The 12,220-nt window shown below is 45.4% G+C and carries 12 protein-coding genes and 1 other annotated feature; of the genes, 7 read left to right on the top strand and 5 right to left on the bottom strand.

The genetic code is table 11. The features are described 5' to 3' along the window. Positions 1 to 19 precede the first annotated feature (19 nt). Positions 20 to 1,573: a glycoside hydrolase family 43 protein gene (locus FC61_RS06190; RefSeq protein WP_021741346.1), complete on the top strand. Its 1,554-nt coding sequence runs from the start codon at positions 20 to 22 to the stop codon at positions 1,571 to 1,573. A gap of 176 nt (positions 1,574 to 1,749) precedes the next feature. Beyond that, the gene (locus tag FC61_RS06185) at positions 1,750 to 1,968 is read left to right on the top strand and encodes a hypothetical protein (protein ID WP_021741345.1); all 219 of its coding nucleotides are present in this window, start codon (positions 1,750 to 1,752) and stop codon (positions 1,966 to 1,968) included. A 62-nt stretch (positions 1,969 to 2,030) separates the two neighbouring features. Here the strand turns inward: FC61_RS06185 and FC61_RS12390 are convergent, their stop codons facing one another. Continuing rightward, positions 2,031 to 2,174: a hypothetical protein gene (locus FC61_RS12390; RefSeq protein ID WP_021741344.1), complete on the bottom strand. Its 144-nt coding sequence runs from the start codon at positions 2,172 to 2,174 to the stop codon at positions 2,031 to 2,033. 319 nt (positions 2,175 to 2,493) lie between these two features. Here FC61_RS12390 and dnaB point away from each other — a divergent pair, with 319 nt between their 5' ends. Further along, complete coding sequence (dnaB, locus tag FC61_RS06180) at positions 2,494 to 3,882, top strand: replicative DNA helicase (RefSeq protein ID WP_011666835.1); 1,389 nt, start codon at positions 2,494 to 2,496, stop codon at positions 3,880 to 3,882. A gap of 391 nt (positions 3,883 to 4,273) precedes the next feature. Here the strand turns inward: dnaB and FC61_RS06170 are convergent, their stop codons facing one another. After that, on the bottom strand, positions 4,274 to 4,801 hold the full coding sequence (locus FC61_RS06170; RefSeq protein ID WP_021741341.1) for a flavodoxin family protein: 528 nt from the start codon (positions 4,799 to 4,801) through the stop codon (positions 4,274 to 4,276). A 140-nt stretch (positions 4,802 to 4,941) separates the two neighbouring features. On the opposite strand from FC61_RS06170, the gene FC61_RS06165 reads away from it, so the two are divergent. The 4 genes from FC61_RS06165 (at position 4,942) to FC61_RS06150 (ending at position 8,964) form a co-directional block, all read left to right on the top strand. After that, on the top strand, positions 4,942 to 6,117 hold the full coding sequence (locus FC61_RS06165) for an MDR family MFS transporter (protein ID WP_021741340.1): 1,176 nt from the start codon (positions 4,942 to 4,944) through the stop codon (positions 6,115 to 6,117). A gap of 73 nt (positions 6,118 to 6,190) precedes the next feature. Next, positions 6,191 to 6,460 carry a hypothetical protein gene (locus FC61_RS06160; protein WP_024526026.1) on the top strand — a complete coding sequence of 90 codons (270 nt, stop codon included), beginning with the start codon at positions 6,191 to 6,193 and terminating at the stop codon, positions 6,458 to 6,460. 171 nt (positions 6,461 to 6,631) lie between these two features. Then, positions 6,632 to 6,846, top strand: a binding site (T-box leader). 62 nt (positions 6,847 to 6,908) lie between these two features. Next, entirely contained in the window at positions 6,909 to 8,519 is a 1,611-nt protein-coding gene (locus tag FC61_RS06155) for a peptide ABC transporter substrate-binding protein (RefSeq protein ID WP_021741338.1), read from the top strand. A gap of 205 nt (positions 8,520 to 8,724) precedes the next feature. Then, positions 8,725 to 8,964, top strand: coding sequence for a hypothetical protein (locus tag FC61_RS06150; protein ID WP_225363210.1), 240 nt, complete (start codon positions 8,725 to 8,727; stop codon positions 8,962 to 8,964). A gap of 46 nt (positions 8,965 to 9,010) precedes the next feature. Here the strand turns inward: FC61_RS06150 and FC61_RS06145 are convergent, their stop codons facing one another. The 3 genes from FC61_RS06145 to eno form a co-directional block, all read right to left on the bottom strand. Further along, complete coding sequence (locus FC61_RS06145) at positions 9,011 to 10,012, bottom strand: M12 family metallo-peptidase (protein ID WP_021741336.1); 1,002 nt, start codon at positions 10,010 to 10,012, stop codon at positions 9,011 to 9,013. 615 nt (positions 10,013 to 10,627) lie between these two features. Beyond that, complete coding sequence (locus FC61_RS06140) at positions 10,628 to 10,906, bottom strand: hypothetical protein (protein ID WP_021741335.1); 279 nt, start codon at positions 10,904 to 10,906, stop codon at positions 10,628 to 10,630. 20 nt (positions 10,907 to 10,926) lie between these two features. Beyond that, positions 10,927 to 12,210, bottom strand: a complete 1,284-nt coding sequence (eno, locus tag FC61_RS06135) for a phosphopyruvate hydratase (RefSeq protein ID WP_021741334.1) — start codon at positions 12,208 to 12,210, stop codon at positions 10,927 to 10,929. Positions 12,211 to 12,220 lie beyond the last annotated feature (10 nt).

The following is a 12,220-nucleotide window of genomic DNA, read 5'->3' as shown; positions in this document are numbered from 1 at the left end:
TATTGAGGAGCGATTAATTATGGCAACGATTCAAAATCCAGTCCTGACCGGTTTTAACCCTGATCCGGTTTTGTTTAAGGCTAATGAAAAATACTATATTGTTGTATCAACTTTTGAATGGTTACCAGGCATTCGCGTCTATTCATCAGATAATTTGGTTAATTGGCAGTATGAGACATCTATCCTGGGTCCTGAAACGGGTGTTAACCTACAGGGAAATCCAACTGGATGCTCAATTTGGGGACCGCATGCTAGTTATCATGAGGGAAAGTTTTACATCGTTTATACCAATGTAAATGCTACTCGGATTCCTTATAAAGACTGTGATAATTACGTAATTACGGCTAGCGATATTCATGGCCCGTGGAGCCAACCAGTGTATATTAATAGCTCCGGCTTTGATCCATCGATCTTCGTGGATGATGATGGTCAAGCTTATTTTCTAAATGAAATTTGGGATTATCGACTGGCTACGCATAATAAATCAGTCGGGATTGTAGCTCAGCAGTTGGATCTGAAAACGCTTAAATTACAAGGAGATCCGCGAGTGATTTTTGATGGAACTGCAGCACGAAAAACGGAAGCACCACAAATCTATAAACACGATGGCTATTACTACTTATTGTGTGCAGAAGGTGGTACGGAGGCTGGTCATCAGGAGACAGTTGCTCGTAGTCGTAGTGTCTGGGGACCTTATGAAGTTGATCCGCAAAATCCAGTATTGACATCTGCTGATGATCCGATTTTACCGTTGCAGTGTGCAGGGCATGCAAGTTTGATGGTAACCGATCAGGATGAATGGTATCTGGCACACCTATGTACGCGTCCGCTTAAAGGGGATGACCCAATTTTAGGCCGTGAAACAGCCATTCAGAAGGTCAATTGGACGGCCGATGGCTGGCTAAGATTGGCAAATGGTGGCAATCATCCTAGCCTCGAAACGCCAGCACCCAAAGGTGTTAGTGAACGGCCGATAGAAAGCCATCAGTTTATTGATGATTTCCGACATGCCGGATTGAATACAAAGTATTGGAATACGTTACGCCAATTCCCGCAGGCTAATTGGTTGCAACCAGGGACGGCTGGTTTGGTTGTCCGGGGTGGTCAATCGCCTCAGTCAGCTTTTGATCAGCACCTAATTGCGACGCGCCAAGTTGATTTCTATTGTCGATCAGCAGTAACGATGAAATATCAACCACACAATTATTTACAGATGGCTGGAATGACACTGTATTTAGATTTATCAAACTACGTTTTGCTGATGATTACGGTAGACGAACAAGGCAAGCCTTGCGCGATCTTGCATAAGGAAGTGGCCGGTGAATTTGAACGAGTAGCTCAAGTTTCAGTTGATGGTGAGGGACAATATCAGTTCAGTATTCAAATGAATGAGTCACAGGCGGAATTTATTGTTAGTGATAGTCACCGGCAACTGTCATTGGGCGCGGTGGACGTTAGCTTCTTGTCGGGAGGATATACTGGGAATTTTATTGGGTTAGACGTCATTGATATGTATCGGCGCAATGAATCCAGTGCAACCTTCACGGACTTTTCCTATAAAGTAACGCGATAGCTTAATAATTATAGACGAAAACCAGTTAGAGGTATCTCAGCTGGTTTTTCTATGTCTAAGTGAGTTTTAATATGATTATGGGGTAAATGGCATTAATAGACTAAAGGTTATATAGAAAACGTTTTTACGGGTGCGACTAATCGCGATATACTTAACCGTAAAAGGGAGTGTATGCGATGTTATTTAAGACACCAAAATTTTGGGCTAGTTTAATTTTTTTGGTTAATTTTCTAGCACTTTTCTCCGATTCAGTCATTAGTTTTATCTGGTTTATCAACTTTATCATTGGAATTGCCGGTTTAATCTTACTCGGGTCAGCAGTCCTTGATGAAATCACTGGTAAGAACTTGCGGATGCAGGAAGCCACCAATATGAATCGGCGACGGAATCGTTAAAATAGCCACAGAAAAAGCAGATTGTCACCATCGCATGTTCGGTGACAGTCTGCTTTTTGGTATTATGCGACGTGGTAGTGCCAATTAGGTTGCAGTACGACTTGGTGTGCCTGATAGTATAGAAAGCCAAAATCATAAAACCACTTGGTGCGTAAATCTGGCTCTGGGAATTCTCTTTCAGCTGGTAACAAAATTAATGCCCACATGGTGTAACACCTCCTAATGATGCATCACCAGATTACCTGATCGTAAATGATCGTGGGGATTTTGTTGCCAAAACGGTTATTTTGATTAGCTATCGAATTGTTTCTCGTGTGATCTAAACTCGTCGGTCTGACGGAAAAATATGATAAAATGCCGGAAACTACCCGATTGCTGACAACGACTTGGATGGAAATGCCAGATTACCGTGCGCGGGTTGACCAGTGCGGACTAGCGCTGAAATTGAAGCATATATTTTACGACCCCGGTCCTCTCATGGTAAAATGGTCATTTAGAACAGCGTTTAAAAATGAAGGGGTAAGCATGGATAATAGCGTATTAACAGACCACACACCACCACAGAACCTCGAAGCTGAAAAGGCCGTCTTAGGGGCGATCTTTTTGAGTACCGATGCGTTGGTGGATGCGTTGGAATATCTCACCCCAGAAGACTTCTATCGGCGGGAACATCAGATTATTTTCCAAAGCATGATGGACCTAAATGACCGCGACGAAGCCATTGACGTGGTGACCATTACTGACCGGTTAACGGCTAAGAATGAATTAGATGATGTCGGCGGCGTCACGTATATTGCCGAACTGGCAGGGGCTGTGCCCACGGCGGCGAACGCCACGTACTATGCCAAAATTGTTCAAGAAAAAGCGATTTTGCGGCGGCTGATTCAAACGGCTACAAACATTGCCACTCAGGGTTATCAACAAGATGGGGATGTCTCAGACCTTTTAGATAACGCTGAGCGCGACATCATGGGTGTGGCTGAAACCCGCAATCAATCCGGGTTTAAGCCAATTCGTGAGGTCCTAAATAGTTCATTTGAAGAAATCAACCAATTGTCGGAACAAGGCGACACCATCACGGGTCTATCGACGGGTTACGCGGAGTTGGATAAGATGACGACCGGATTACATGATGATGAACTCATGATCTTAGCCGCCCGGCCGGCCGTGGGGAAGACAGCGTTTGCGTTGAACATTGCGCAAAACGTTGGCACTAAGACGGATAAAACGGTGGCAATTTTTAGTTTGGAAATGAGTGCCGAATCATTGGTTAACCGGATGCTGTGTGCGGAAGGTTCGATTGATGCCAACCATTTGCGAACGGGGCAACTCTCTGAAGACGAGTGGCAAAATTTAATTGTCGCCATGGGCAGTTTGGCGAAGGCCAGCATTTATATCGACGATACGGCTGGAAATAAGATTACCGAAATTCGGGCCAAATGTCGGCGACTGGCTAAGGAACGCGGCGACCTCGGACTGATTGTCATTGATTACCTCCAATTGATTGAAGGAAGTAACCACGAAAGTCGTCAGCAAGAAGTGTCCGATATTTCACGGCAATTGAAGAAATTAGCTAAAGAACTTCACGTGCCAGTGATTGCCTTGTCGCAGCTATCACGGGGCGTGGAGCAACGACAAGATAAACGACCAGTCTTGTCTGATATCCGAGAATCCGGATCAATTGAACAAGATGCTGATATCGTGTCCTTCCTTTACCGGGATGATTATTACGAACGGGAAGGCGACGACAGTGATGGTGGCGGTGATCCGCGAGAAGAAGAGGATCAAGACGTGGGAGAAGTCGAAGTCATCATTGAAAAAAACCGGTCGGGTCCTCGAGGAACGGTTAAGTTACTCTTCGTGAAGTCGTTCAACAAGTTCTCTTCGGTAGCCTACACGCCGGATCAGGGGTAATGATGGGAAGTAATCCGATCACCGATTGTGAAATTGATGATCGGATTATTTTTTATCAATGTTTGGTTAGACAGTAACCAAATAAACCACCAAAATTGATAAAATTCATAAGAGTGTGCCAGAAAGTTCACAATTTCATCATATTTTCCGATTAGTATATAAAACATAGAAGTTAACCAGTAAGGTGCTTCTACCAAAGATTAACAATCTTTTTTCATGTACTCCTCCTCCCCTGGAATAATGAAAAAATAGTTAACGTCATTCTTATATAATGACGTTACCCCTACTCCGATGACCATCGCTTTCCCCGAGCGGTGGTTTTTTTTGTCCTAAAATAGCGGCGACTTCAGTTCTAATCATACTGAAGTTGCCGCTATTCTTATGTAAGACGTTAAGTGTTTTGTAGCTTCGCGGCCAGCGCGGCATAACTCGCCGGGAGCGTCGTTAATTGCCGAACATCATCGGGACCGTCAGCCGTAATCACAGTTGCGCCTTGAAAGTGCATATGAAGCCAGTCGCAGGAATACTGTACGGCTTGCGTAATCCCAGTCGCCTTAATTTGGGGCTGGTCAGCGCCAACGACCAAAAGGTAGAGGCGTTTACCGGCAAAGGGGAAATCGTGGGTATAGCTATCAAACCAGCGATCCATAAAGACTTTAAGTTGGCCGGTCATCCCGTACCAATAGACCGGCGTCCCCAGCACAATGTCATCAAACGTCGCAAATTGCGTCATGAGTTGTTCATAATCGTCCGTTAAGTCTTGCTGCGGACGCCCAGTTTCGCGCTGGTCGTGTTCGAAGTGTAGAGCATAATCGGTTAAGTGCCACGTGGTGTGAGGCACCTGATGTAAGAGTCTTTCGCCCAGTGCGGCCGTGTTGCCCGTTTTACGGGGACTGCCGTTGATAAATAAAACAGTCATTTCGCCACCTCCTGATCACCAGTTTACGGGGAACCAGCGGTAAAAGGCAATTGAAATGACTCGGAGGGGTAGTGTTTTGAAGCGCGCCTATGCTAGAATGGAATCTAATTGAATTTTAACTTTAGGAAAGGTGGGGTTCGATGCAAGAGATTCGGTTACGATGGCTACTATTGGGGGCTTTGTGTAGCAGTATTGGGATGAGTTTTATTTGGCCGTTAACGACCATTTACCTCCATAATCGCCTGGGCGCATCACTAACAGTGGTCGGGGTGATCTTACTTCTATATTCATCAGCCAACGTGGTTGGTAGTGTTTTGGGCGGCCGGTTGTTTGACCGCTTTAACCCTTACTATCTCACAATCGGTGGGGTCACCTTATCGCTGATAACCTTGGGGGGGCTAATGCTGAACCATGGCTGGCCGGCCTTTCCCATCGCCCTGATTTTCTTAGGGTTAGCTTCGGGTTGGACGCTCACGATGGTCAACTCGCTGGGTACCACGATTCATAGCCGGGACGGTCGATATATTTTTAATATGCTGTACTTTGCGCAAAACCTAGGAGTGGTGTTGGGAACAGCTCTGGTGGGATTCGTGTATAGTACTAGTGTCACGCTCTTATTTGCCATTGCCTTTAGTCTCTTCGTTTGTTTTATGGGGGTAGTGGTGACGTGCTATCGCGCACCAGCCGTGATGCACCGCCACGTGGTTGCGCAGACACGGGAGAAAGTAGCCATTGCACGGCCTAATCGCCGCATCATGGCGGCCTTTTTTCTTTCGCTAGTGATCATTTGGATGATGTATGAGCAATGGGTGTCCAATCTTTCCGTGTATATGACGGGGATGGGTATTCCTATGCGTGACTACAGTCTGTTGTGGACACTTAATGCGGGGTTGATCGTGGTTTTCCAGGCGATCATTAATTGGTTGAGTAACTTTTTCAGCAATTTATACTTACAAGTTTATGCCGGCATTTTCTTTGTGGCCTTGTCATTTTTCACGCTGATCTTCGCCAAAGATTACGCCCACTTTGTGGTAGCGATGGTTATCTTAACGCTGGGTGAGGCCACCGCATTCCCCGCGATTCCAGCGATTGTTAACAGTTTGACCCCGCACGCGGTTAAGGGAAAGTACCAGGGGATGGCCAATGCTTGGGCCAGTGTTGGCAAAGCTTTTGGTCCGTTATTTGGTGGTCTCGTGATTGATCACGGGTCTTATACATTGCTGTTTATTCTGGCGGCAGTGGCTAATTTAATGATTTTGGGGCTAAATGGCCTCGTGATTCAACGGAACCAACACCGTGTGGAAATTTATAAGTAATTTATTTGGGCGTTTGGTGTATAATGGCATCAGAGGAATTGTCACGAACAATAGGGAAATCAGGGGAAATCATATGAAAAAACGAACGAGGGGCATTACTGGGCTTGCGCTGGGCCTCGTTGCTGGGGGATTGCTCTTCAGCCAGGTGCCGCAAAACCGCTCAACGGTGACGGATTCGGTTGTTAAGCCGGCTTCAGGGCAGACGGCCGTTCAATTGACGGATACCACGGGTAAGGGGCACGTGGCGGTCAAGACGCAAACGACGACCAGTCAGGCCGGTAAAACGGTTAGCCGGGAAACGACCACGATGACGGGCCGCCAGTCGCAAGATGTGAATAAATAAAAAGATTTATCGTAAATACGAGCTATTTTTTAGGCTATATTCAAGTGGACGACCTTACGGCGACGTGGGGTCGTCTTTTTTATGCACTGATTCTGGACTTATATTCAATTAAATGAATATTTATAAAACTATTGACAGTGAAAATGAATGATGATAGATTTAATATCAATCAAAACGACGTTGCCCAGAAGAGTAATGGTGGATCAACTGTTTAGCGAGTCCGGGAATGATGGAAGCCGGGTCAGCAATCGCCATGAAGCGCATCTGGAAGTCGTACGGGTGAAATGAGTAGTCCGTACTGGGTCGTGCCCATTAACGCACGCGGTGTTCTCATGAACACCATAAGAGATAAATCAAGGTGGTACCGCGAATCGTTCGCCCTTGTTGACCGGAGACGGCCAACGAGACGAACGATTTTTTTGTGGCGAATTGAGAGGGGTAATGGAGAATGAATAAGGTTATGGGATTGGGTGTCGGGTTGCTAGCAGTGATGGCGTTGGCCGGCTGTGGGGCCCAGGCGAAGAGTACGACGGATAAGGCGTTGAACGTAACAATGACGGGAAATCCCGCAACGGCTAATCCGGCGATTTCTGGTGATACGAATAGTTCCAGCATGATTTCACAAACGTCGGAGGGCCTGTATACCCTGAATAGTCACGGTAAGGTAATTGCTGGTGTGGCAGAGAAAGTGGTTAAACCCACTAAGAATGGGACTGTTTATACGTTTAAGCTCAAAAAGAATGCCAAATGGCAAAATGGTGATGCGGTGACAGCCCAGGATTTTGTGACGTCAATGGATTGGCAGGTTAACCCGCAATCTAAATCACAGGTAGCCAATAAGCTTAAATACGTTAAAAATTATTCAGCGATTCAAGCGGGGAAAAAGGCGGCGTCCACACTAGGGGTGAAGGCGTTGAATCAACGGACCTTACAGATCACGCTAACCCAGCCGCAACCTTGGCTACCCGATATTTTAGCCACGGCAGTTTACCCGATTAAGACTAGCCTGTTTAAGCAGGTTGGTGGCAGTAAATATGGGACGTCAGCGGCGAAGACCATGTCCGAAGGAGCCTATAAGTTAGTCGGGTGGAATGGTGCTGCCGATAGTTGGTCTTACGTGAAGAATCCCCATTATTGGAATGCTAAGAACGTCAAAATTAAGCGGGTTAACGTTCAAGTAGTCAAGGATGCGGGGACTTCTTCTAACTTATTCAAGTCAGGTAAGGTGCAAGAGACCGTGTTGACCGGCCAATATATCAAGCAGAATGCCAATAATCCGGAAATGACTACGACCCTCAATAGTTCGATGCGGTTCCTAGAATTTAATGACAAACGGACCATTACGCACAATACCAAAGTTCGCCAAGCGTTCTCCTACGTGGTTAATCGTCAGGCCCTGACCGAGAATGTCTTGCAAGATGGGTCCAAGGCCGCCACGAGTTTAATTCCGTCGGGAGATGGCACGAATCCTAAGACGGGTAAAGACTTCACCAAAGAAGTGGGGAACTTGGTGAGTTATAATCCCCAAAAGGCCACTAAACTTTGGCAGCAAGCCAAACAGGAATTGGGAATCAAGAAGGCCAGTCTGGAGTTACTGACGGCTGATACGGATGAACAAAAGCACGCAGCCCAATACCTGCAGCAACAGGCCCAAAAGTACTTACCGGGCTTGACGATTACCATTAAGTCGATGCCGTTAGCGCAACAGATTGCCAAGGGTGCCGCCGGGAATTTTGATATTGATCTGGATGGGTGGACGACCGATTGGCGTGATCCAGCTGACTTCTTGCAGATGGCGGATGGGACTAGTTCAGTGAACTTCACGAAGTGGCAGAATGCGCATTTCACGAATTTGATGAAGAAAGTGGACGATACGGCGACGTACACCACAGCACAACGGTGGAATCTGATGAAGCAAGCCGATACGTATGTTACTAAGCAAGCCGGATTAGTTCCCTTGTACCAACAGGCTAAAGCACACCTGGTTTCCAAGACAGTTGGTGGCTTAACCTACACGATGACCACGGATGCTCAGTATAAATACGCTTATTGGAAATAACGAAAATGCCTCGCGATGATCTGGTGATCAAAGCGGGGAATTTTTATTAGTCGCACTATAATGGGGGGAAAAAGTGTTGGTCGTCGCTTTTTTTGGCCAGCTTAGTGTAAAATAGCTGGTGGAGAATAATGACTGATCATTTCAGGGGAATCAGTGCGTAACCTTACGTCTGGTTATAAATGTTATAGGGGAGGAGACGGTGATTGTGACCTTTCGCGAGATTTTGTGGCAACAGGTTCAGCAGACGATTGACTTGTTGAAGCTCTACCTGGGGCTGTTGATCCCGATCTTTGGCTTAAAATGTGTGATGGACCTCATTGCGATGGGCCAGTTATTTTGGTGGGATTACGGCCGATTATTAGGCGAGTGTATCGGTGGTTTTCTCGGCCTCTTTTTGTTAATTGACGTCATTGGAGCCGCGTGGCGCTATTATCGACAGATATAGTCCTACTATAGTAAGAAAAAACGCCAGACGGCAGTCTAGCGTTTTTTTAGTGGAGCATATTTTCGGTATAAATAGCATGGTCTGAGACGTGATCAAATAACTTGTGACCATTGCTAGTGTGCGTATCAACGAACATGCCTTGGCCGTCATTAATGACGTAGTAGGTACCGTGGGTGTTCTTAGCCAACATGACGATGATTGTTTGGTGTTGCGGCAAGATTTCACTCGCCGTTACGGCCATTTGGGTGGTGCCCCCTTGTGTGAAGGTTAGTGTCGACCCAACCTTACCCTTAAAGGTGTTGTCGACAGCTAGTGTTTGTGTCGTGTAATAATTCTTGGGCGCTTTATGATGACCAACGCTCTTGGTAATGTGCCCTTCAACAATGACGGGAGCAGTCTTTTTCAATTGGTTGATACCGGAAATACCATTGTCATAGTCTTTTAGGTGGTCAACGGTTAGACTGGGTTGTGCCGCGGTGGCAAGGGCCTTCGTGGTGGTGGCTGCGGTGGCGTAGACGCGTTTAGTTCCTCGAAGATCGCAAGACCGGAGAGCGTAAACTCGATTAGCAGGATTCATCGCACTGACGGAGCCGCCATTATTATGAGCAAGACCTAATGCGTGTCCCATTTCATGAATAGCGACGTTGACTCGCTGTTTTTTGGTGTATTTATACTTCTTCAAAACAGTTCGATTCAAATACATGCCCGCACCGGTCTGAATACCTTGACTGTTAATTGCAAGGCCGTTATAAGCCATACCGGTGGCGTTAGTCCATACGCCGGTATTTCGGTTCACGGATGTGGTAAATGAACGGGACTTTTTGTTTTTTGTAGTGGACCACTTGAAGGTCTTAGAACCGTTCCAAGCCTTGCGAGCACTGGTCCAAACGGCGCGATAATAGGAGCTAGTTGATTTATTGTAGTAGCTGGCTTTATTGGTCCTATAACGAAATTTGTTGGCTGGGGTGGTTCGCTTTGTAGCGGCGCTGGCTGGTAAACAGCCGAGTAAGACCAAGCAGCCCAGCGCTAGAGACAAACGTTTTTTCATGTGACGGGGTTCCTCTCCATGACTAAATTAGGGTAAAAGTAACTTGTAGCAAAATGTAAACATATTAAGCTTAAAACAATTTGCGTGGGTCTGTCTAGGAGACAAAATAGCGGGAGCGTGCTAAAATACGGCCATTTCAGAAAATTAACGCCTGAACTGGCCGTGCGGTTGTCGCTGCTAATTGATGAATAAACATAAGCGATACGGATATTTATACTTGAAGACACAAAAAAATCAGCAACCACGAAGTCGACTTCGTGAAAGCTGATTAGTAAGTGATGGGCAGTCAGGAAAAGATCCATTTTTTAGAGAAAGGCTTATTTATAGGCATTTAGACCTCCAAAATTCTGCGATTTTTGCGAATGACTACCATTAGAACTCTCCCGAGAGGGTCCTGCCGACGGTCAAACCCAAACCCAAACCCAAACCCAAACCCAAACCCAAACCCAGCAATTGCTTTCGCAATTGGACGAATGAAATACACTCTTTAGGTTGTATTTTTTCGTCGGTGAAACCAACAATTTTTATGTAATAGATTTGTCTGTCTATTACCAGACAAACAAATGCTTACCAAATAAAAAAGGAATCTCCTTGTATTAGAAGATTCCTTTAGGGCTAGCCCAATGGCCTAACAATGATTTGAGAAACATCGATGAAAGCGGAAAGGACATTTATTGTTTCGTTGACTGATTGGTTTGGCATATGAGCCTGAATTCGGATGGCCGAATGTTTGTGATGACGTTCGTTTTGAGATGATTGAACATCATACCATAATACATCGTGGCTCTCTAAATAATGAATAATATTCTGCACGATTTCAGCCTGGCTCCCATTCTTTTTCTGAGGGACAATCATTAGTAATTCACTAAAATTATTTAATGGCTGATTATCCATAATCTTCTTACCCTTCTTGATTAATCAAAATCAACGTCGTTTGGGAAGTGTGCTAGTCTTGCGCCTTTTCCGAGCTCTTCTTCAATGCGAAGAAATTGATTGTATTTTTCGACTCTTTCAGAACGCGCCATTGCGCCGGTTTTGATTTGACCGGCATTTGTCGCCACTGCAAAGTCAGAAATAAATGTATCGCCAGTTTCGCCGGAGCGGTGGGAAATCATGACAGTAAAGTTATTCTTCTTGGCGAGTCTAATGGCCTCTAACGTTTCAGTAACTGTCCCAATTTGATTGAGTTTAATCAAAATCGCGTTCCCAACGTTTTGTTTGATCGCTTCACGGATGATTTTTGGATTGGTAACGACTATGTCATCATCCACTATCTGAATTTTATTTCCCATAGCAGTAGTGAACTTAGCATAATTCTCCCAATCATCTTCACTAAAAGGATCTTCAATTGAAATGATTTCGGGATGCTCAGATACCAAATTCTGATAGTACTGAATCATTTCATCGGGGGATTTTTGACCGCCCTCAAACTGATAATATCCGGTTTCGGTGTTGTAGAATTCGGATGATGCAGGATCTATTGCAATCGCAATTTCTGACCCCGGCTTATACCCCGCTGTTTTAATGGCTTCAATTAAGATTTTGATAGCATCGTCAGTTGAAGCCAAATGAGGCGCGAATCCACCTTCATCACCTAACCCGGTATCATATCCTCTTTCTTTGAGAATAGTCTTTAGCGTGTGATAGGTGTTGGCAATTTTCTCAATGCCATCACGGAATGAATTACGCTTAACGGGAGTAATCAAAAATTCTTGCGTATCAATCCCTGAATCTGCATGTTTACCGCCGTTAATAACGTTGTGGAAAGATTGAGGGAGTTCTAAGTCAGTCCCACCTAAGTAACGGTACAGTGGGACTTTTTGGAAATTGGCTGCCGCGCGACAAGTTGCCATAGATACACCCAGAATTGCATTGGCACCCAAGCGGGCCTTATTGTCGGTTCCATCTAGCGCAATCATTGTTTGATCAATTAGTGGTTGATTTAATGGGTCTAATCCATGTAAGGCTTGGTTAATTTCAGTGTTAACATTGTTGACGGCCTTTAAAACCCCTTTGCCCTGCAGGCGAGTACCACCATCACGTAATTCAATAGCTTCTTTTTCGCCAGTGGAAGCACCAGATGGAACTTCTGCTCGACCAAGGGTACCATCAGATAAAATAACATCCGCCTCAACAGTTGGATTGCCACGAGAATCGTAGACCTCTCTGGCGTGAACCTTTTCAATATAAACTGACATAGATAGGACT

The organism is Levilactobacillus brevis ATCC 14869 = DSM 20054 (assembly GCF_001433855.1).
Classification (GTDB): Bacteria; Bacillota; Bacilli; order Lactobacillales; family Lactobacillaceae; genus Levilactobacillus; species Levilactobacillus brevis.
This window is presented reverse-complemented; position numbering and strand designations above follow the sequence as displayed.